Genomic DNA, 21,827 nt, shown 5'->3' with positions numbered 1-21,827 from the left:
ACACTGCCCTTTTCTAGCAAAGTCTTCCTTATAATGTGAAATAGAAAGAGGTGTTGAACCATGGAAACAATTGAAAGAAATCAACCGAACTTATTTATTCGTATCGTACTATGGGTTATCCTAATGATTTTAGGCCTTATGCCTACTACTATTGTCGTGTTTGCCAGCTTCATCGAAGGGACACCCGGTGTATTAGTAGGTGCAGCTGTTCAGCTAGTTTTATTGGGCCTGATCGTGTTTATTGCTGCAAAAAGTAAGGTTTTGACAAAGGATGGACGTTCATTTATGGGCAGAGGCATGAAACTGTCCACTTCTATCGGGATTGCCGTTGGTGCCGGTATTTTTTTACGGGTATGGGTAGTTGTATTAAATATGATTATTCCTTTGAATACCGCCAACGATCAAGCGCTACAATCGATGGCTGGCGAAACTTCTGGACTCTTAATGTTTTTTGCGATGGGCATCATGGCCCCAGTCATTGAAGAAATTGTCTTCCGCGGATTTGTCTTTAAATTCTTTTTCCGAGAAAAACCTATCTTCGCTTATCTGCTTTCTTCCTTGTTGTTTACGCTGGTTCATATGCCAACTGATCTAATCAGCTTTGTGACTTATGGTAGTTTGGCTTTGGTGATGGGCTTTGTTTACTTCAAAACTCGCCGCATGGAAATGTCAATACTAACCCATTTTATCAATAATATATTGCCAGCAATCTTTGTTAGTTTTGGTTTGATATAGTAACGGATAAACAAATCCCACAATCATTGATAGATTAGAGAATAGTCCATTTAGAAGAATCGGGTTGAACACAGGCTGATACCGCTCGTCTTACTATGATTTGCTTAATTAAAATCAGGGGGGATAAACTATGACTATTGAGAAGATGCTTTTAGACACCCGCCATGGAAAAAGAGAAGTTACTTTTTCAAGCACAACTGCGACAATAGTCGGCCTTTTGTATGCCTTACCTTTTATTGTCGTCATAGGATTTTGGTTCCGATTTGTTCTATCTAAGCGTGCTTCTTTGATGGATATCGGTGGGATGCGTTTTTTTCTGGTATTTTTACTTATTATTGTGGTTAGTGTCATTATCCATGAGTTTTTGCATGGGCTTGGCTGGGTATTAGCAGGAAAATTAGAATGGAATCAGATAAACTATGGTTTCACTTCTATGATGCCTTATTGTGCCTGTAAATCCCCACTCAAGAAAAAAGCCTATTTAATTGGTGCTGTCTTGCCATTAATGATTTTAGGACTAGTTAGTCTTTTGTTATTATTGGTTATTCCCAGTACCGTTACTTTGCTGATTGCACTGGTAAACTTCACGGCAGCCGGTGGAGATCTGCTAATCATTTCAAAGGTATCAAAAGAAGAAAAAAATGCACAAATCATCGATCATCCTACAAAAGCAGGATATGTTGTTTTTGACCAAGTAAAATAAAAAATTTATCTACACAAAGAAATCATGCCACATCATGCTGGTAGGATTTCTTTGTGATTATTAGAAAAATATCTCAAAATCATTGAACAGTTTTTGTAAATTTTTTACATCCCACGGTAAAAGCTCGGCAATCGTCAAACCTACAACCTCACTTTGCTCCGCAATCGCCAGTATAATTTCCTTCACTTGGTCCAAAGTCATTTTACCGCCAGCTACACCATACTCCTCAACACTTGGTTCCGCAAAATACAACATTCGAAACTCTTTCGGGTCCAAAACATCCAGATCAAAATGAACGACTGCTTTGGTAAAGCCATTCTTTTTCAACCAAGCTTTTACTTCATCAGGTGTGATCATTTTTTCTGTCTGCACCTGATAGTCCATTCCCATCTCATCTAGAAGAACGTGCTCATCCGGCGAGGGCTGCTGCAAACCTACATACAAAACTGATGCTGCATCAAAAGGATGCTGTACCTTTTCGGCTAATACTGGATCGCCCTGTCCCAACAAATTACCCAGAACCATCGCATGCTCATTGTAAAAAATCTCCGGCGTCGAAATATCAGGATGAGCATCAAGCCAGATGATCCCTAGATCAGAGCCATACTTACCGTGCAAATAATCAAAAGGTGCCTGAGAAACTAGACAGTCGCCGCCTAACGTGATGATCTTGTCGGGATTTTCTTCGGCAATCACTTCGGCAGTACGATCGACATTCGCAGCAACGATACTTTGAGCGGTGACACCATTTTCCTTTTCCAACGGCGCTTCAAAAATAGGAATCGGTACGTCAACTTCCTTTTGTTGATCATTTTTAGGTACTAGCCAAGACAATAATTCGGAACCCAGTGAATAAGTTGGGTTATTTCCTCCCTGCCATTGAGGGATTTTCAAACGAATCGTGTGAGTCATAATTAGTTTCTCCTTATCGAGTTTTTCCCATATAATTCCTTCACAATCTTTCCTTCACCGAAAAATCTTATCTTTCTGGTACAATTAAGTATATCGAACAATAAGATTGGAGTGTTGAAACGTTGGAAGAAAATAGACAGATGAACTTATTTTTACGAATTGTTCTTTTGATATTACTAATATTATTTGGAACTATCCCCTTAACAGTAGTCATGTTGGCGGGAACCAAGCATGTTTTCATTGGAGGAGTAACTTTACTGGTATTGCTAGTTGTCTTTGCCTTGATAGCAAAAAAGAACAATATTTGGACAACTAACGGCTCCTCCTATTTAGGAAAAGCCAAAAAATTAAGTTCTTCTATTGGTTGGGCAGTTGGCGGCGGGATTTTCCTGCGGGTTTTCGTGATGTTCTTAGCCTTGTTTGCCAACTTGCAGGCCACCGAAAATGACCAGGCGCTGCAAGCTTTGTCGACACAAGCTTCACCGGTTTTAATGTTCTTTGCGATGGTAGTGATGGCACCAGTCTTGGAAGAATTAGTTTTTCGCGGATTTTTCTTTAAATTCTTTTTCCGCAAATATCCAATTCTGGCTTTTGTTTTCTCTTCTGTGCTCTTTACCGTGGTGCATGTGCCGACTGATTTTATCAGCTTTTTCACCTATGCTAGTTTGGCTTTGACGATGGCCTTTGTTTATTACAAAACTCGTCGAATTGAAATGTCGATGTTGACCCATGCCTTGAATAATTTATTGCCGGCGCTTGTCATAGTGTTTTTTATGTAAAAAATTACGTGGCTGTGACATTAAACGCCACAGCCACTGAAAACCGAATAATCGGTGTGACTGAAGTAGCTCTTTTACGAAATAAGCCGCATAATCGCAAAAATATGAAGCTATTTTTGGATTATGCGGCTTATTTCTCGTAGCTAAACACTTCTGTTACAACCGCTTTTTTTGTTTCGCAATATCAATTATAGGAGCAAGAAACCCGGCAATCAATCCACTAGCTAATCCAGAATTATACAAGCTTAAGCCCCCATGGAACCCACAGATAGCAGGCGCAACAATCAAGTGGAACATCCCTGCAATAAATCCCCAAAGCCAGCCATGATTTGTCGTAATCGGTGATAACCCAATACTAAAAAGCAATGCCATTATTACCTCAATCCGATCCACTGAATAATCTGGTACCAAGAACAAAATCAATCCTGCTCCTAAAAGGATAGGAACAATACTTTTTACATTCATACCTCGAGCACTATAACCTACTACTGCTAAGGTTGTCCCAAATAAAATGCCATTAATCGGTATTTGCATGAGAGAAAGTACTGCAACTAAAAGAAAACCGACAAAAGCCATATTTAATAGGATCATGCCAAAGCCACAATGAGTCAGCTGGTTACTCACCCGATGGCCATCTTCTCTTGAAAACTTTCTTATCTCAGAAAGATCAAATCCTTCAATAATCAAACCTAAGATCAGAATAAACGACAAAATAGCTACCAAACAAAATTGGAAAAAGCGGCTATCGGCCACCAACGTCATTGGAATCGCTGTCGGTTCTACACTAAATACTTTAAAAATATTCAGCAAAATAATGCCCACAATTCCCGAAGCAAACCCAACAGAATACAGGCTGTTTCCTTTATGAAAGTGGAAAAAGTGAGTGGTAAGCGGCGGTAAAACAAAGCCAATTAGCGCACCTAATACATAAGCCAACATAAAATTATAAGGCGCTTCAATCCCTAAAGAGAATGAAACGTGACCAATTACCGGAGATAAAGCACCGCCGAAGAAGCCCACCAAAATATACTCCGAAAACGGTTCCTTTCTAATTTTTGCATAGAGAAAGGTGCCCAAGATAATCGGTAACAAGCAATAAATATTTTTCCCGAAAAAGGCATAACCGCCTAAAGCAAAAACAGCCGAGATCATTTCTTCGCAAAATTTTCGGCGGTGAATTTTTAGCAAAAACGTGCAAAAAAGCATCAAAAAACCACTATTAAAAAAAGCGCTACCATTATTACCTACGACAGAATAGTCAGTAAGTAATACTGCGGGAGAAAAAAGAATCGTGTTAAGTCCGGTAATCATTTCTTTGGGTGAACTAATCGCTAGGCTAATGCCAATAAAACAAAGACTTAGGCAGAAAAGGAAAAGATATCCTTGTTGCTGCACCCATGCTGCATCATTCTTCTTAGTCATACTTATATTTTTCATTTTGTCTCCTTTTCTAAATCAAAGAGGCACCAATTCACATCAACAACTCAATTTAAGCTAATCGCTTTAAAATCGACATACTCCCTCCTGTTCTCATTGAATAAAAACGAGTCCAAGACAATTTGCCTTACAATCTTTTACCACCTACACCTCTATTACTGAATAGTTGTTGTCAGTAAATAACGATTTTATTGTGGTCATCTGCTTTTTTCGACTGTCAGATATCTACCTTTTCCGGACTCAAAGTTTCTATAATATCACTTAATTTTAATCTCATTTTAATTATAAAAGGTTGGTAAGCAAATGTATATAAAAAAACACTTAAAGAACACTGCAAAATTTCAAAATCTTAAAAAAAGCTAAATGATGAAAAGTTTAACAGCGCTGAATGCTTTCACCCCTCCCACAGAAATAAGTAGTCAAATTCACAATTAGAAGCTAAGGAGTTGAATCTTATACTCCTCAGCTTCTAATTTAACTAAAAAATGCTAGTAGTACTCCGGCAGCCACAGCTGATCCAATAACACCCGCTACATTAGGTCCCATGGCATGCATTAAAAGATAATTCCCTGGATTTTCTTTTTGCCCTTCTTTTTGGACCACTCGAGCAGCCATCGGAACAGCCGAAACGCCCGCTGCACCAATCATTGGATTTATTTTCCCGCCTGAAAGCTTGTACATGACTTTGCCAAGCAATACTCCAGAAGTTGTTCCGATCGCAAAAGCCAGTAAACCTAAAATAATAATTTTTAATGTGGTAGGGGATAAGAATAAATCCCCATCGGCTTTTGCCCCCACCGTAACACCTAACAAGATCGTTACAATATACATCAGTGAATTTTGTAGTGTCTCTGTTAATTTTGGAACAATCTTGATTTCTTTGATCAAATTTCCTAGCATCAGGCAACCAATGAGTGTGGTCGCACTAGGTACAAGTAGACTTACAAATATTGTGGTAACGATCGGGAACAAGATTTTTTCGGTAGGTGAGACCGTTCTAGTTTGAACCATTTCTACTTTGCGTTCCTTTTCAGTGGTCAGCAAGCGGATAATTGGCGGTTGAATAATTGGAACCAACGCCATATAGGAATAAGCGGCCAAAGCAATTGCGGATAATAAATGCGGCGCCAAACGAGTAGTTACAAAAATGGCGGTTGGTCCATCTGCTCCTCCGATGATCCCTATCGCTCCAGATTCTGTCGGTGTCATTCCTAACGCTGTAGCTAGGAAAAAGGCAGCAAAAATCCCAAATTGCGCAGCCCCACCTAGCAAAATTGTTTTCGGGTTAGCAATCAATGGACCAAAATCGGTGGAAGCACCTAAACAAAGAAAGATTAAAGGCGGATAAATCCCCAAATTCGTTCCTTGGTATAAATAATAAAGTAATCCCCCGGGACTATTGTTGGCCGCTTCATTCATTAATCCAGCCAACGGCAAATTAACCAGTAAAATACCAAACGCAATTGGAACCATCAGATAAGGTTCGTACTGTTTTCTAATTCCTAAGTACAGGAAAAAACAAGCGAGTAAAATCATAAATAGATTGTTAAATGTAAGGTTGGCAAAACCCGATGTTTCGATCATTTGATTTACTATCTCTAACATAGTTTTCCTCCATCTTTATAGTAGAATCAGTAATTGCCCCGATTCAACCGTTTGATTTGTTTCAACCATAATCTCAGAAACAACCCCATCGATTGGAGATACAATTTCATTTTCCATTTTCATCGCCTCAAGCACAACCAACGTATCACCAGTAGATACTGTATCACCTATTTTTACATTTATAGATAAGATATTGCCAGCCATAGGTGCCGGTATTTCTTTACCTGAACCTTTAGCAGGCTTGGGTACCGGATTGGTTTTGGCAGCTGTTGCTTCCTGTGCGCTAATTTCTTTTAATGATACTTGGTACACTTGACCGTCTACCGTAATCTCGTATTGCTTCATTCAAAAACACTCCTTATCTTACTCGTTGGATTTTTTCAATTTGATAATGTTTGCCTGATTCGTCTTCTGAAGCTTTCGCTAAAGCACACAGCATAGCGACTCGTTCTAACTCTGCTGTAGCAGTCAGGTTACTAGACACTTTCGTAGTCGTTGCCAACTTTTCTGCTGGTTGTTTTTCTATTTTTTTAACAAATTTTGCAGTTAATTCCATTAAGACCATCAGTCCTGTCAGTAGAAGAAAGACGATTGACATCGCCACGATGGTTAAGCTTAATGAATCCGTCAACGTATGTTCCATACCCTCATTTATCCTCTCGTATAGCCAAATATTTTTACAATCTCATTCACATCATTCTTGGCAGCCGCCAATGAATACTTCTCCTCTAAGAAGGTTTTTCCAACCTGCGGAAATAACGCATAAGTCAGTACATCTTCATCATTTTTGGCTAAAGAACCGATCTCCGTTTTTAACTTTTCAAGCTCAGCATCAAGGTGATTTGCTGGGCGATCATCTATGCGGGGGTGTTCCCCAACAATGGATTGAATAAATGCTTCATCGATCCGAACCGGCGACTTGCCATATTCTCCCAATAGATAAGATTTAACTTCGTTAGAAACCATTTTGTACCGCTCACCGGTTAAAATATTCATGGCCGCTTGGGTTCCAACCATCTGACTTAAGGGGGTCACTAATGGTGGAAAACCTAAATCCTTTCGTACCTCAGGGACTTCCTTCAATACTTCCTCATAACGGTCTGTCGCATTTGCCTGCTTTAATTGTGAATACATATTTGACAGCATACCGCCTGGCACTTGATAAATCAGTGCTCGTGGATCGGGTGTAAGCATCTTCGGATCTAGCAAGCCGTTTTCTAAATAGCGATCCTTAACCTCACGAAAGTAATTAGCCGCTTCCTCCAGCTTTTGTACATCCAAAGAGACGTCATACCCATCTTCTTTCAAGCTTAAAGCCATCGATTCAGTAGCTGGTTGACTGGTTCCTTCACTAAATGGTGATAACGCAGTATCGATGCGATCAGCTCCTGCTTCGATGGCCGCTTGATAGGTCAATTGAGCGATACCACTTGTACAATGTGTGTGTACAATAATTGGCAATCCCGTCACTTGTTTTAATCGTTTGACCAATTGACGACATTTGTTAGGGGTCAAAATCCCCGCCATATCCTTGATACAAAGGGAATCGGCACCCATCTCGGCAAATTTTCGTCCTAGCTGCTGATAATAATCAATTGTATGTACATCACTGATTGTATAAGCAATTGCTAACTGGGCTTCTTTACCGGTATCTTTTACTGCTTTTACCGCTGTTTCCAAGTTTCTAGGGTCATTTAAGGCATCAAAAATACGAAAAACATCAACACCGTTTTCTGCTGATAATTGAATAAATCGTTCCACCACGTCGTCGGCATAATGGCGATAGCCTAATAAATTTTGGCCCCGAATCAGCATTTGCAGTGGTGTATTAGGTGCTAAACGTTTGATCTTTCTGAGTCTTTCCCAGGGGTCTTCTTGTAAAAAACGAATACAGGCATCAAAGGTTGCTCCTCCCCAGCATTCCAACGAAGCATAACCAATTTGATCCAGTAAAGGTAAGATGGGCTCCATGTCTTCCATTGACATTCGGGTAGCCATCAAACTTTGGTGCGCATCACGTAATATTGTGTCAGTAATTTGAACGTTCATCGTATCGTCCTTTCGCTTTTCTGAAAGTCAAAGCCTCCTTGTTAAATAAAGGAGGCTTTAGCTTGTCACTTAAGGGTAAAACGGAAATAATATAGGCAGTAAAACTAAACTTACAATAGTAGAAACAACGATTAACGGTAATCCAGCCTTTACATAATCCATGAATTTGTAGCCGCCCGGTGATAACACCATGGTGTTCGCTGGCATACCAATCGGTGTCGCATAGGCACATGAGCCGCCAATAACCGTAGCCATTAATACCGCTCGTGGGTCTGCGCCCATACCGGTAGCAATCGAAAGACTAATCGGAACGAGTAACGCGGTCGTTGCAGTATTGGACATGAAATTGGTTAAAACAGCTGATAGCAGGAAGATCGCTGTCAATAAAGCAAATGGTGAGGCATTTTGCCCAAGCATACCGATCACTGCATCGGCAATTAGTTCGCCTGCTCCAGTCACTTCTAGTGCATTCGCCAAGGCAAGCGTTCCGCCAAACAAGAAAATTGTTTGCATATCAATTGCTTTGTAGGCTTCTTTTTCTGTGATTACTTTAAATAGGACCAGTAAAATCGCCCCTACACAACCGGCAACGTACAACGGAATTCCTGTTTGATTCTCGAAGATCATACCTAATATCGTCATAATCAAAATGATTAGTGACAAGGTTTGTTTCCACTTTGGTACATGTGAGAAATCCGTATCCTCTTCAGAGAAAGCGCCATCATCCTCCAATTGAGTATCCTTGGGTAAAAAGCGATAGCCAACCAATGCGAAGAAAATGATACCGATGATCAAAATAGGAATTCCTACATAGCCAAATTCAAAGAAGCCAAAGCTCAAGCCCATATCTTGTAAAGCCGATTGGGCGATCAAATTCCCGGGAGCTCCAATTAGCGAAAGATTGCCGCCCATTGCCGCCGCAAAGGCTAACGGCATCAATAATCTTGAACGGGAATAGCCTGATTTTGATGCGATCCCGATAACAACGGGGATCAAAACTGCTGCTGTTCCAGTGTTAGACAAGAAACCCGACATGACACCGGTAATCACCATGATAGCCACGATCAGTTGACGTTCAGATTTCGCAAATTTGGAAACAACACCACCGATTTTATTGGCCATACCAGTCTCAAATAAAGCACCGCCCACCACAAACATCGCAACAAACAAAATGACATTGGTATTAACAAATCCATTAAAGGCTTCTTTTGGTTCCAATACTTTTGTCAAAATCAAGCCAATACAAACAATCATAGAAGTTAGAGCTAAAGGTATTTTTTCAGTTACAAACATAATAATCGCAAAAGCTAAAAATAGTAACGTAATTATAGCAGGACTCATTTCAGTACCCCTTTTCAATTGTGTATTAGGTATTATGAAGCTGGGAGGTTGCTAGCGCAACCTCCATATTTTATTTGATAAATCCAACTTCTTTACTTATACGAGCAATTTCTGCTTCTTTTCGTCGGTTAAATTCCACCTTATTATTTTCAAATAAGTTATTGCCTTGTGTATCAATCGAAACAATCAGCGGACCATAATTTTTAACATCGTTTACCCACAAGGTTTCTGGCATTCCTAAGTCTTTCCATTGTGCATCAACAATTCGCTCCACTTTTTCTGCGGCGTAAACAGCGTTACCAGCAGGATAAACGAGATGAAGTGCCTGATAGTCTTTACAGCCCTTTTCAGTTCCTTTGCCCATGCCGCCTTTTCCGACAATCAACCGAACCCCAGTCTCCTTAATAAAGGCTTCTTCAAATTTTTCCATCCGCATACTCGTTGTTGGTCCAACCGAAATCATTTCATAATTATTATCGCCATGATCTTTCACAATCGGCCCCGCATGTAAAATGGCTTTATCCTTTACATCCACTGGCAGTGGACGCCCCTCTTCTACTACGCGCCGATGCGCTACGTCACGACAGGTCACGAGTGTTCCTTCTAAGTAAACAATGTCACCAATTCGAATGTCTTTAATATCTTCGGCGCTAACCGGTGTTTTTAAGTGAAATTCTTTCATTATAGCTCCACTCCTTCGTGTAATGGTAACTGATAGTTTAACTCTTTATCAAAAATAATTTTCCCCCGGCGATGAGACCAACAGCCTACATTAACGGCTACTCCAATAACCGATGGATGTCTACCGGTGTTGATAATATTTACCCCCATGACTGACTTCTTCCCACCGAATCCTTGAGGTCCTAAGCCAATGTTATCAATTCCTTCTTCTAGCAGACTTTCCATTTTAGCTGCGTTTTCGTTCGGACTGACACTATCTACTTCTCGCATTAAAGCTAATTTTGAATTTAGTGCTGCTGTCTCAACAGAGGTTCCAATACCGATTCCTACTAGAAGCGGTGGACAGGCGTTGATCCCGTAACTGGTCATTTGATCCATCACAAATCTGACGACGCCTTCATATCCTTCACCAGGCATCAATACTTTAGCGGCCCCTGGTAAACTGCAGCCCCCACCAGCCATGTACACATACATTTCTAAAGAGTCACTGTCCCCATCAATTTCTGTGTAAACAGTCGGCAGTCCTGTGCCGATATTCAAGCCAGTATTGTATTCGTCAAACGTCTGAACCGCATTATGGCGCAATGGCGCTTTTTTGGTCGCTAGATAGACTGCTTCTTTCAAAATATCGTTTAGTTCACTTAATAATGGAAATTTGGTCCCGCATTTTACAAAAAATTGTAAGGCGCCAGTATCTTGACAGCTGGGACGGTTTAATTCTTCTGCCAACAGTTGGTTTTCCTTCATCGTATCGTAAACCAGCTGCTGCAGCGGATCTACTTCAATTTTTGATAACTCCTCCAATTTTTTTGTTACATCATCTGGTAACCGTCTTCCTACTACTGCGATATATTCAACCAGAATATCCCGCATTTTTTGTGCTTCGGAAGATAATACTTTTTCTTCATAGGTATATCTCATGGTGGTTCCTCCTTGCTTTTTTTCTATTATTGCCCGAAAAACCCCTTCAATCTATCCAATTCTTTCTTATGTCAACGTCATTTGTGATCCGATGAACATGATATATGTCGTTGATTTTTCGCCAGACAAGCAAGAAAGTTCCCCTAGCATCTGCTTGTTCTACAGCTTTTGTATTCGCTTTCAATTATTTCGGGCACAAAAAAGAGGTAACCACTTTTTTGTGATTCCTCTAAAATTAATCTTCTCTATTTTTTATTGAACCATCTTGCGGATATTGCTAACTAGCTCCTCATATTTCTGCTCGTAGTCTTTACTCATACATACTAAACATGGGTTATTGCTCGTTACTTGCTGAGGATCCTGATAATTCAAAAGTTGTGCTTCAATTGCTGCACGTTCCGCTTCATCTAAATCAACTTTGAAGGTACGGTCGATTTCCTGAAGATCTGGGCTAACCTGTTTGCGGTACTCAGAAGGAGTCATCCCAAAATGTTTTTTGAACATTTTATTAAACGCCTTCACATCACTAAAGCCATTATCGTAAGCGATGGATGCGATCTTGTCCTCTGTCATGGTCAACGCACGAACGGCATGCTGCAAACGGCACCTAGTCAAATATTCATAAAAATTAATCCCTAACTCCGTTTTAAATATTTTTGATAAATAGGACGTAGAATAATTGCATTGTTGAGCCAGCAGTTCTAAAGTAAGCTCCATTTTAAAATTCTCTTCAATATATTGAATTGCCTGATCCAAGAAGTTGCGCTTTTGCCCCACCGTGTAGCCTTTGGATTTTTTTTCATTCACCACAAAAAAATTAAGCAGCTTTTCAGCAATCCTAAACAGCAGCGCATTATGACTAAGCTGGTTGGAAAAATTATCCGCTGACAATAACTGTAATTTGGCTAAATCTTTTCTTAATGAAGCAAATTGCGGATTCATTCTTTCCTGACTAGCGTTCATTTCAAAGCGTCCCTTTGACAAATCAAAGCCCTGAGAAGAGAAAAAATTAGGGGATATGTATAATCTCATGGCAATGCTATCAGGTACTGTCGCAAACGTCGCATGACCACTGTTGGAATTAATGACGATAAGATCATCTTGTTCCAGTGAGAACGTCTCTCCATCTACATTGACTTCAATCTTGCCCGTCAATAACCACAAAATCTCAATCTCATCGTGCCAATTGTAATGATAACTGCCGATTTTATAAACTAGCTGATCATAGGAAATAGCGACAGCATCAAACCTGTATTCTTTGCGACTTTCCATTTCTTCACCCTATCCTTACTTCATAATATGCGATGTGTTATTCGATGGTTGATCTCATTATTTACTCATTCCCTCTTTGGAACAATTCTAATAAGTACAGTATAGCAAATTTAACGCAATTATTTGGAAATATTTTTTTGACTCTTTGAAATCAGGATAAGTTTACTCGACAGGATCAATTCCCTTTTTTTCATACCTGTTCAGTTTTATAAAGGATATTGGACGTGTGTGGATTGAAAAGCAGAGAAAAAGACAAATCAAGAGCTGCTAATGCTTGATCTTGATTTGCCTTTTTCAGCATCAATTTTTATCATCAACTGTATCAGAGGGTTCAACCAAATCCGTTGCTTCAGAAAGTGTGTGTTTTGCTTCATCCCTTCCTTTGTTGTCTATGATTTCGATCTCAAAAGGGAATTTGCCAGTTTTTATAAATTTGGTTAGAAACATTTTTACCGCCACCGAAGTGTTCAAGCCGATTTCATCAAACATTCGATCAGCCTCTTTTTTCACATTATCATCAACTCTAATTGTTGCCATAATAATTCACCATCCTTATACCCACATTTTAACACAAAGCTCTCTGCGCGTGTACGAGTGTATACACTTACTAGGTCAATTTATTCGAATAATTTAACGGGAGTGTTATTCTATTGAAATTATATAATACGTGATTTACTTTGACTAAAGCCATGATTTATCCAAACAGCTCTACTGAGCCAGCTTCTCCGCCGTTTCTGCTGGTGCCCCACTACCTCCACTAGATTGAACCGTCCAACTATCACCAGCCATCGGGATAAATTTGGAAAAGAGGGTTAACTGGTGTTCAAAAACATACCAAGTCGTGATCGCTCCCATCGAAAATCCCGCAAAAGCCCGGTGTTGACGCGAAGCTTCTAAATCAGCCCTACTGACCGAGTTAGCATATGTACGATAAGTTTCTTCAACAGTCGGGATTAAGTCGTTGGACAGTTCCTCTGTAGCAAAACGCAAATTCAAGGGATCATCTGCGCTCCAGCTACTTTCAATCATGCTTCGATCTGGATAATACGTTGGAGATACCACAATCAATGGCTTGATTTCGTCAGCAGCAATCAGCCGATCCAGCATTTCCTTAATCGCTGAGTCTTCCCCAGTATCACGATCCGTCAAAAAATCTTGATAATCTATGGTATGTCCATGTAGTAAATACAACACATCATATTGCTGGTGGGAATTTTCTTCATAACCCGCCGGCAAATAAATTTGCGCCGACTTATCGTAGCTTACATCTTCGAAAGCTGTTTGATACGAAATAGTTTCTAATGAACCACGTTGATCCTCGCTAAGTATCACTGGCTCAGTTGAATCTTTTGTTTTTATTTGTGGAACTGTTGTTGAATTTTCAGCGACAGGATCTTCGTTAACGGATTCCTGATTCAATAAACTGATCATTAAGCCACTCACCACCACTAAGACAGTCAGCCCTCCAGTAAATTTTCTTCTCATGCAATTTACCCTCTAGTCCTTCTGGTTTGGTGGCTCTAAGGTGTATTGCCAGTACAATTGTGCTTCCTCTTCGGGAGTCAGAGATTGAATTTGGCGAAAATTACCCTTAAGCTTGCCAATTTTATAGCGAGGAATACATAAAGTACAATCTTCATCTTCCAAATTAATACCCAGACACTGCCAATCAGGAAAGTAACAAATATCCCCCACCGAAGAATAACACTTCGTTTCATCATCGATGATTAGTTCCAGCGATTCCGAAAAATAGTAATGATTTTCCAGCTCTTTTGTAAAGAGTAATGGACTCTTTAGACAGCAGTGCTTCAGTTTTTTTTCAAAAAATTCCGGTTCAATCATTACTTCATTCAGTGTGTCACCGATTTGAAAAAACATCTGAGCACGTTTTACTTTCCATATTTTCTTGTTCATGCCTTTTTCCCTCCCTTCATTTCAATGATTACACAAATTATTTTAGGCTAATCCGCTAATTTATTAACAGAACGTGTTCTTTTCTTAGTAGGAATCTTTTTCACCAACATCAAACCATAATGCCCGACCGCTACAAACAAACCCATAATAGCAAAATAGGACAAGAAAAAATGCCATAATGGTTCTGAGAAATCGATAAAAACAAACTCCGTCCGTAAAAACATATATAATAAGAAATTTCTCGTAATAAATTCATACAAACCAAGGCCAGCAATCACTAAGGTAAGTACTCTTAGCACATTTTTACGCATCTGAGATCTTTTTAACTTGAACATTTTCTTAGAGATCCCCATCATAGTCGTCCAATGAAGCCCTAGATGCACTGAAGTCATCACATAGAACCAGTAAGCCGCTGCCAAATGAACCAAGCGAGCCAAACTTATACTGAAATCAAAAGGTAAAAAAGTAAATACATGACGGGACATCGCAATCCCACTAAGCATCATTGCCAGAATTAAAACAAACAACGCCACATTTACAATTACCTGAGTCTTTCTAACTGCATTATATTTTCCACGAGTCAAGCCTTTATACCACTGGCGATTCATCACATTATGAATCACAAAAGCCGCAAACATTGCCACCCCTACCCATTCATGAGGCTCCTCCCCCACTAAGGAATAGGCCATCAATACCGGCAGCATCACCGTCATCGCCATATCAATTAAAATTTGACATTTTCTTCGGTTCGTCATCTTCTTTCCTCCAATTAGTCCAACTGCTGGATTCATACGTATTAGCAATTAGCCAGTATTCTTTTCATACACCTAGTGTACAGGTTAAAGTCCACACCAAGGCAAGTACTTTTTACGATTCATAGCAGAAAAAGTTTTTTTCGAGAAAAGCAAACTTTCCGCTTGCCTTGGAGCCAACTCCATACCTTATACTTTAGTTACTGAATGAGTGACCGAGCCTAGCCATTCATTTTGGTAGAAGGAGGCGCAGGAGCATGAAGAGAATGAATATAAAAGAAGTCGCAGACATGTTTGACTTGACTGTTGATACCATTCGCTACTATGAGAGAATCGGTGTCATTCCGCCAATTACCCGTGATGAAAAGGGCTACCGTGTTTTTACCAAGCGGGACCTAAACTGGGTCTTTTTAGTCAAAAACCTGCGTAAAGCCGGTCTGTCCATCGAATCGCTGGTGGAATTTGCTTTGCTGTCACAACTTGAAGGCGACGAACGTTTGGCTCAAAAAGATATTTTGCGGGAGCAGCTGAAGGAGTTAGATGTAAAACTAGAAGAGATGCACAAGACCCGTGATTTATTGGCCTACAAAATTGATACCTATGACGAGCATATCGCCAAGTTCAATGCCGGCGAAATGACCGAAGATAACATTGACGAGCTTTGGACGATGGAATATTTTCGAAGTAAAAGCAATCAGTAATCCAATCATTAGAAATTCAATTAAAACTACACAGGAGGCAACAAAAATGCAAACAATTAAACTAAACAACGGTGTTGAAGTGCCCATTTTAGGATTTGGTACTTACCAAATTACTGATCCACAACAAGCAGAACAATCGGTGATCGAAGCGATCAAAGCCGGCTACCGCCACATCGATACTGCCCAATCATACTTGAATGAAGAAGCTGTCGGCAAAGGAATCGCTAAAGGTCTGGCTGAAGCTGGCGTTGCTCGCGAAGAGTTGTTCGTTACGACAAAAATTTGGGTAGAAAACACTTCTTACGACAAAGCCAAAGGTTCTGTTGAACGCTCATTGGATCGTTTAGGATTGGACTATGTGGATTTGTTGTTGTTACACCAACCATATAACGATGTTTACGGCGCATGGCGGGCAATGGAAGAATTGCAGGAAGAAGGCAAAGTTCGTGCCATTGGTATTTCCAACTTTGCAATCGATCGTGCCGTTGACTTAGCAGAATTTAACAAAGTAACACCACAAGTCAACCAAATCGAAATTAATCCTTTCCAACAACAAACAGCCAACATCGCTGCGTTAAAAGAAGAAGGCATCGCAGTGGAAGCTTGGGCACCATTTGCTGAAGGCAAAAACGGTATCTTCCAAAATGAAGTATTAACTGAAATTGGTAACAAATATGGCAAATCTGTGGCACAAGTTATCGTTCGTTGGTTAGTTGAACAAGATGTGATTGTTCTGACAAAATCAGTCAACCCAGACCGCATGGCTCAAAACATGGATGTCTTTGACTTCTCATTATCCGATGAAGACAAAGAAAAAATCGCTACTTTGAATGTTGGCGAAAGCCAATTCTTCTCCCATGCTGATCCACAAATGATCAAATGGATGGCAAGTCGCCACATGGGTGTTTAATTACAGGTTTCTTCTCCTCCAGGTGAAAGCTTGAGGGAGTTTTTTGCGAACTAATCGAAAAATTAGATCAATCATAATGGACATGCTCGAGAAAGACAGAGTATGTCCATTTTTTGTTGATTCATCCAAGCAATCGCCACATCAGATGTTATTTTATCGGACATTCTTGTTTAGGTCTATCTTACCTTAACGAAAGAAACCCTATTGTATCGGTCTTTATCAGCTATTTCATCTTAAAATCGAAAATTTCCATACTACCCCCTATAATTTCTTTTAGTACATTTTACTGTGCGATAAAATCAACTTTTCACAAAGTGGCACTGGAAAAAATGTATAGGTATTTGGAAAAAATCGCATTTTGTTTTTTTATTCTTTTAAGGTATCTTTTAGTCACCGGCCGGAACAAAACTGAATGAATCATCATAACTTAAAATAAAGAGGAGAGATATATATGTTAAAACTAGTCACTGTATTTGAGGATGCTCAAGGTAAAAAACACCATTGGTCCTTTAATGATCCAAATCCTAATAAAAGTCCCGAAGAGATTCAAGCTGCTTTAGAGACCATCACCACGTTGAACCTGTTTCAAAAAAATGGTGTTCGCCAGTTTCAAAAAGTGGTTTCAGCGAAATTTGTCGAAACCATCGAAACCCCGATTTTTGATTTACGTAAAGAAGCTGAAGCACCTGTAACAGATCAAACCAACGCTTTTGCACCATCTATCGTTGCTTCAGAAGATCAACTGGCTGAAAAATCAACACCTGTTGAAGCAAACGAAGGTCTAAATTCAACTGAAACGATAGATAATGCGGGTTTTAGTAAAGTAAATTCACCATTAGAAGAAACCAGCGATTTGAAAGAAAGCAACTCCCTAGCCACTACTACCGAGAAGGTTGCCAGTAATACCTACACACGGATAGCTAGTGAGTCAGCTCGTCAACTTGAAACTGACACAAACGATACTGACAAAGAACAACCTTCCGCATCAGACAATTTTGTGGCGGATTCGCGAAAAGAACGATTGGATCGACTGCGTGCCTATCATGAGGCGAATAAGAAAAAGCAAAAGCGGAAAAAGAAGAAAAAACGCTAACTAAACAATAGATTCGTATCGGCCCTCTAAGGTTAGACCAAAAATCTATCACTTGGAGGGTCGTTATAAGACTTTTTTTCAGTTACTTCTTGTTGTTCACCTGATAAGTCAGCCAAAATCCGCTTTCTTCGATTACTTGATGCTTTGTCAAAGTGAAACCGATCGTGTCTTCTGATGGCCAATGGGGTGATTGCTCAAAAATCGTTATGGAATCAGTTCCGCCATCAGTGATTGGCGCAATAACTAAACTCAATTCATCAATACAGCCTTGTTGCAGAAAGGTCCAATTAATACCACCGCCCCCACAAAGCAGCACCTTTTCAATCCCGAACAATTGATAAAGTTTTTCCATTGCAAGCCGACAATCTAGACACTCTTTACCTGCGATCACGTATGACGCACCGATTGATCGCAAGTGTGACAGGTATTCCTTAGGTGTTCCCTCAGTGACAATCTCAATCACGTGAGAATCTGGACGTCCAGCTTTTTTATACGTGCCACTTTCCCATGGTACCTCACCTTCTGTGTCCACTGATACGAAATACATAGCAGCCTCAGTCTTAGCCACAAAATCTCCCTCAGGCACGATGGTCATCGGATGACTTAGTTCCAGTTTACGGTTGTTTAAAAATTCTTTGGTCGTAAGACTTCCATAAGCCCAAGCGTCAGCCTTAAACGCATCACGAGTAACGGCGTATTGTTTAGTAAATTTTCCAGTTAGCGGGGCTTTCATAAACTTCCCGTTGATTTTTCCATCGATACTGCTTAAAATATGGCAAATAAGATAAGGTCGCTTCATAATTTGTTCCTTTCCGAAGAGCTTTTCTATTATCCTACCCCTTGAAGTGAACTTCAGGTCAATAGGTAATTAACAGACTTTCTTAAAAATCACTACTTATTGTCCAACCAGAAAATTTACATCAAAAAAACACAAGTAACAACCTTGTTTAGTGGCTGCACTTGTGTCTGTAACCGATCTAATTCTTACGATTAGCAAGATCTTTTAATAACTCATCATACTGTTCTCCCTGCAAAAACTGATCTACTGCGAAGAATTCGGCAGCATTGGGCGCTTGTTTTTTCGCCCGATCCAAGAGTTCATTTTGAGTAATTACTAGTGTATGGGCATCTGCTGACAATTCGCGAATCGATTGATTGACTACTTCTAAATCCATACCGGCTTTTTTGACCTTGTTGCGGACAATGGACGCTCCCATCGCGCTAGAACCCATTCCAGCATCACAGGCAAAAATGATTTTAGTAATCGGATTGGTTGCACCCACACTTGATTTACTCGCCTGCTTCATTTCTTTTGTCTTGCTAGCTGCTGATTCGAAGGCTTCGTCACTTTCTTCATTATTAGTCAGCTTGTGAACAATTGAAGCACCTATGAAAGTAACCACTGTTGCGACGGCAATTGCTAATAAAATGCCAAGGTGACTACCTCTTGGCGTAACTGCCATGAATGCGAAGATACTACCTGGAGACGCTGGGCTAACCATACCCGCATTGGTTATCATTAATGTAGCGATTCCAGACATGCCACCTAAAATAGCTGGAATTAGCAACAAAGGGTTCATTAACACATAAGGAAAATAAATCTCAGCAATTCCGCCAAAGAAATGAATAATGATCGCACCAGGAGCCGTTTTCTTGGAAACCCCTTTACCAAAAATACTGTAAGACAGTAAAATTCCTAGTCCAACTCCGGGATTATCTACTGCAAACATCATAGATCGTCCGGCTTCTGCAACTTGCTCCAAACCAATCGGTGTCAAAACCCCAAAGTTGACTGCATTATTTAAAAATAGCACTTTCGCTGGTTCCATAAAAACACTAACAAAAGGAATCAGTCGGTAATCCATTAAGAAATTGACGCCACTAGTTAAGAGATTGTTTAACCCATCAAATAATGGACCAACCCCAACGTAGCACAAAATGGTGACGATAGCTGCTAAAAATCCAGCACTGAAATTGCGCACCAGCATTTCAAAACCGGCCGGAACTTTGTTTTCATACAATTGATCGACTTTTTTCATTAGAAGAGCAGAGGAAGGACCGATGACCATTGCACCTAAGAACATGGTTACATCCGCACCAACAATTAATCCCATAGTAACCATTGCTGCTACCACGGCTCCACGAGTGCCATAGACTTGTTTCCCACCAGTATAAGCAACCAATAAAGGCAACAAATAATTGAGTGTCGGAGCGACTATTTCGTTAAAACCTTCGTTGGGTAACCAGCCGGTAGGGATAAATAATGCGGCTAAGATCCCCCAAGCGATAAATGCCAAGATGTTGGGCATGATCATCCCGCTCAAAAAACTACCAAAGCGTTGTAGCTTCACGCGTACACCTTGTCCTTTTGTTTCATTCACTACTTCTTGCATCTCAGTTCCTCCTTGTCAGCTATTTCCTCATAGCTAAAATAGTTGAATGTTGCGGCTTTTCTTGTTCCAAGCAAGTCGTTGCAATGTACGCCAACGAAAGCTCCCGTAAAGGCACTGCCCGTTGGCCCTAAAAATGGCTTTGCAATGTAATCGTCCGACAGTTTGTAAGTATCAAATGTACAAGGAAGTTCATTCCAAGTTAAGCCATCGATAGAGTAAGCAAAACAATAATGCACTGGATCGACCATTACTTTTAGCTGAATCTTAGTTGTTGCGTCTAAAATGATTTCTTTTCCTTGCAAAGGCCAAGATAGGCTAGAACCTTCGCAGGCTAACAAGGTCAAAATTTTTCCCTTTTCTTCGTCATGGGTAATTTGCAGAGAAGTCCAGTTTTTACTATTATAATAACAAACCAATCCAGCCATCTGTTGATAGTATTCAGGTGAAAAGTCTACCTGTGTCTCCGCCGTAAAACTCAACTCCTCAAAGCGGCGAGCCACTAAGGATTGTTCAAACACTGAATACAAGGATTCCTGACCAAAAAGAGTCAAACCAGCTTCTGAAATCTCTCCCATCTTCTCATTAAAAGGGACACGCAACGTTTGAAATTCGTTTGGTAATCCATCTTTGAAGGTTTGCTTTTTAGCTGGCTTTGGCCAAGGAACTTCCGGTAGTCCGCTTTCTTCGACAAATTGTTGTGCCACTTGCCCACCTTCAATATAGGGCCAGTCGTTTTCCCAATAGACTTTGGAAATCGCCGTCTCACGCCCTAGAGTGCAAAACCCTCGTTCCTCGAACAAGCCCTTACCGGCACGTTTAATCGGTCGAGTGGCTAAATAAGTCAAATACCACTCATTATTCGATGTCTCAATCAATGAGCCGTGTCCAGTTTTTTGCAAGTAATTCTCTGGTGCATACCAAGCATTCAAAATCGGATTTTGAGGATGAACTTCGTAGGGACCTTTTAACTGACTAGATCGAGCCACCGTTACAGAATGACCAAATTGAGACCCTCCTTCTGCCGTGAATAAATAATAATAGCCCTTCAGTTGATAAATAACGGGACCTTCTGTTTTTTGCAGGTGGGTTCCTTTGAAAATCATGGTGGGTTTACCCACTAATTTCTGCTGATCTAAATCGAATTCTTGAAGACTAATTCCGTAGTTCCAAGGATGATAATTTCTAAAATCATACACCATATTTAAGACATACTTCTTCCCGTCTGTATCATGGAACAAAGACGGGTCAAAGCCACTGGCATTTAAAAAGATCGGCTCACTCCAAGGACCTTCAACCTGATCCGCAGTCACAACATAATTTCGCACATCTTTAAACGCGCGATGTTCCCGCATGATCGAATAAACTAACCAAAACTTATTATCCGCATACGTTAAATTCGGTGCCCACACGCCACCACTATCAGGAATACCCATCAGATCTAACTGACTTACCCTATTTAACGGTCTGGCTGCTAATTGCCAATTTTTCAGATCTTTTGAATGATGGATTTGAACGCCCGGAAACCACTCAAAGGTTGAAGTAGCGATATAGTAGTCCTCCCCCCGTTTACAGATGGATGGGTCGGGGTTGAATCCTTTTAAAATTGGATTTTCAATCATTTTTAATTAT

General features: G+C 40.2%; 23 protein-coding genes. 6 read left to right on the top strand and 17 right to left on the bottom strand.

Translation table 11 applies throughout. From position 1 onward, the window contains the following. Positions 1–60 precede the first annotated feature (60 nt). Entirely contained in the window at positions 61–735 is a 675-nt protein-coding gene (locus IGI42_RS22335; protein ID WP_438718273.1) for a lysostaphin resistance A-like protein, read from the top strand. A gap of 130 nt (positions 736–865) precedes the next feature. Further along, the gene (locus IGI42_RS22330; protein ID WP_438718272.1) at positions 866–1,438 is read left to right on the top strand and encodes a DUF3267 domain-containing protein; all 573 of its coding nucleotides are present in this window, start codon (positions 866–868) and stop codon (positions 1,436–1,438) included. A gap of 60 nt (positions 1,439–1,498) precedes the next feature. Here the strand turns inward: IGI42_RS22330 and IGI42_RS22325 are convergent, their stop codons facing one another. Continuing rightward, a complete protein-coding gene (locus tag IGI42_RS22325; protein ID WP_438718270.1) occupies positions 1,499–2,350 on the bottom strand; it encodes an arginase family protein in 852 nt (283 codons plus the stop codon). 122 nt (positions 2,351–2,472) lie between these two features. Here IGI42_RS22325 and IGI42_RS22320 point away from each other — a divergent pair, with 122 nt between their 5' ends. After that, complete coding sequence (locus tag IGI42_RS22320) at positions 2,473–3,129, top strand: CPBP family intramembrane glutamic endopeptidase (RefSeq protein WP_438718269.1); 657 nt, start codon at positions 2,473–2,475, stop codon at positions 3,127–3,129. Positions 3,130–3,285: 156 nt separating this feature from the next. Here the strand turns inward: IGI42_RS22320 and IGI42_RS22315 are convergent, their stop codons facing one another. From IGI42_RS22315 to IGI42_RS22255, 13 genes are all read right to left on the bottom strand, one after another. Continuing rightward, positions 3,286–4,566 (bottom strand): DUF1576 domain-containing protein, encoded by a 1,281-nt coding sequence (locus IGI42_RS22315; RefSeq protein WP_438718268.1) that lies wholly within the window; start codon positions 4,564–4,566, stop codon positions 3,286–3,288. A 474-nt stretch (positions 4,567–5,040) separates the two neighbouring features. Next, positions 5,041–6,171, bottom strand: a complete 1,131-nt coding sequence (locus IGI42_RS22310) for a sodium ion-translocating decarboxylase subunit beta (RefSeq protein WP_438718267.1) — start codon at positions 6,169–6,171, stop codon at positions 5,041–5,043. 15 nt (positions 6,172–6,186) lie between these two features. Further along, positions 6,187–6,516 (bottom strand): biotin/lipoyl-containing protein, encoded by a 330-nt coding sequence (locus IGI42_RS22305; protein ID WP_438718266.1) that lies wholly within the window; start codon positions 6,514–6,516, stop codon positions 6,187–6,189. A 13-nt stretch (positions 6,517–6,529) separates the two neighbouring features. After that, positions 6,530–6,814, bottom strand: a complete 285-nt coding sequence (locus IGI42_RS22300) for an OadG family protein (protein WP_438718265.1) — start codon at positions 6,812–6,814, stop codon at positions 6,530–6,532. An 8-nt stretch (positions 6,815–6,822) separates the two neighbouring features. Further along, complete coding sequence (locus tag IGI42_RS22295; protein ID WP_438718264.1) at positions 6,823–8,220, bottom strand: pyruvate carboxylase subunit B; 1,398 nt, start codon at positions 8,218–8,220, stop codon at positions 6,823–6,825. A 69-nt stretch (positions 8,221–8,289) separates the two neighbouring features. Further along, positions 8,290–9,561 (bottom strand): SLC13 family permease, encoded by a 1,272-nt coding sequence (locus IGI42_RS22290; protein WP_438718263.1) that lies wholly within the window; start codon positions 9,559–9,561, stop codon positions 8,290–8,292. 70 nt (positions 9,562–9,631) lie between these two features. Continuing rightward, entirely contained in the window at positions 9,632–10,243 is a 612-nt protein-coding gene (ttdB, locus tag IGI42_RS22285; protein ID WP_438718262.1) for a L(+)-tartrate dehydratase subunit beta, read from the bottom strand. After that, positions 10,243–11,163, bottom strand: coding sequence for a L(+)-tartrate dehydratase subunit alpha (gene ttdA, locus IGI42_RS22280; protein ID WP_438718261.1), 921 nt, complete (start codon positions 11,161–11,163; stop codon positions 10,243–10,245). The genes ttdB and ttdA overlap by 1 nt, the downstream gene beginning before the upstream one ends. A 252-nt stretch (positions 11,164–11,415) precedes the next feature. After that, positions 11,416–12,435 (bottom strand): AraC family transcriptional regulator, encoded by a 1,020-nt coding sequence (locus tag IGI42_RS22275; protein ID WP_438718260.1) that lies wholly within the window; start codon positions 12,433–12,435, stop codon positions 11,416–11,418. 300 nt (positions 12,436–12,735) lie between these two features. Next, positions 12,736–12,972: a type II toxin-antitoxin system RelB/DinJ family antitoxin gene (locus IGI42_RS22270; protein WP_438718259.1), complete on the bottom strand. Its 237-nt coding sequence runs from the start codon at positions 12,970–12,972 to the stop codon at positions 12,736–12,738. Between the two features lie 171 nt (positions 12,973–13,143). After that, a complete protein-coding gene (locus IGI42_RS22265; RefSeq protein WP_438718258.1) occupies positions 13,144–13,920 on the bottom strand; it encodes an alpha/beta hydrolase in 777 nt (258 codons plus the stop codon). A gap of 12 nt (positions 13,921–13,932) precedes the next feature. Further along, on the bottom strand, positions 13,933–14,349 hold the full coding sequence (locus IGI42_RS22260; RefSeq protein WP_438718256.1) for a hypothetical protein: 417 nt from the start codon (positions 14,347–14,349) through the stop codon (positions 13,933–13,935). Between the two features lie 47 nt (positions 14,350–14,396). After that, positions 14,397–15,104: a DUF4405 domain-containing protein gene (locus IGI42_RS22255; protein WP_438718255.1), complete on the bottom strand. Its 708-nt coding sequence runs from the start codon at positions 15,102–15,104 to the stop codon at positions 14,397–14,399. A 263-nt stretch (positions 15,105–15,367) separates the two neighbouring features. On the opposite strand from IGI42_RS22255, the gene IGI42_RS22250 reads away from it, so the two are divergent. From IGI42_RS22250 to IGI42_RS22240, 3 genes are all read left to right on the top strand, one after another. Next, on the top strand, positions 15,368–15,802 hold the full coding sequence (locus IGI42_RS22250) for a MerR family transcriptional regulator (protein WP_438718334.1): 435 nt from the start codon (positions 15,368–15,370) through the stop codon (positions 15,800–15,802). 46 nt (positions 15,803–15,848) lie between these two features. Further along, complete coding sequence (locus IGI42_RS22245) at positions 15,849–16,712, top strand: aldo/keto reductase (RefSeq protein ID WP_438718254.1); 864 nt, start codon at positions 15,849–15,851, stop codon at positions 16,710–16,712. Positions 16,713–17,163: 451 nt separating this feature from the next. Beyond that, complete coding sequence (locus IGI42_RS22240) at positions 17,164–17,805, top strand: DUF2922 family protein (protein WP_438718253.1); 642 nt, start codon at positions 17,164–17,166, stop codon at positions 17,803–17,805. An 82-nt stretch (positions 17,806–17,887) separates the two neighbouring features. Here IGI42_RS22240 and IGI42_RS22235 read toward each other — a convergent pair whose 3' ends face one another. From IGI42_RS22235 to IGI42_RS22225, 3 genes are all read right to left on the bottom strand, one after another. Beyond that, entirely contained in the window at positions 17,888–18,604 is a 717-nt protein-coding gene (locus IGI42_RS22235; protein WP_438718252.1) for a dihydrofolate reductase family protein, read from the bottom strand. 178 nt (positions 18,605–18,782) lie between these two features. Continuing rightward, the gene (locus IGI42_RS22230) at positions 18,783–20,198 is read right to left on the bottom strand and encodes a PTS mannitol transporter subunit IICB (protein ID WP_438718251.1); all 1,416 of its coding nucleotides are present in this window, start codon (positions 20,196–20,198) and stop codon (positions 18,783–18,785) included. Then, positions 20,186–21,817, bottom strand: a complete 1,632-nt coding sequence (locus IGI42_RS22225) for a glycoside hydrolase family 43 protein (RefSeq protein ID WP_438718249.1) — start codon at positions 21,815–21,817, stop codon at positions 20,186–20,188. The genes IGI42_RS22230 and IGI42_RS22225 overlap by 13 nt, the downstream gene beginning before the upstream one ends. Between the last annotated feature and the right edge of the window lie 10 nt (positions 21,818–21,827).

This window comes from Enterococcus sp. AZ109, assembly GCF_051714625.1.
Lineage (GTDB): Bacteria > Bacillota > Bacilli > Lactobacillales > Enterococcaceae > Enterococcus_A.
This window is presented reverse-complemented; position numbering and strand designations above follow the sequence as displayed.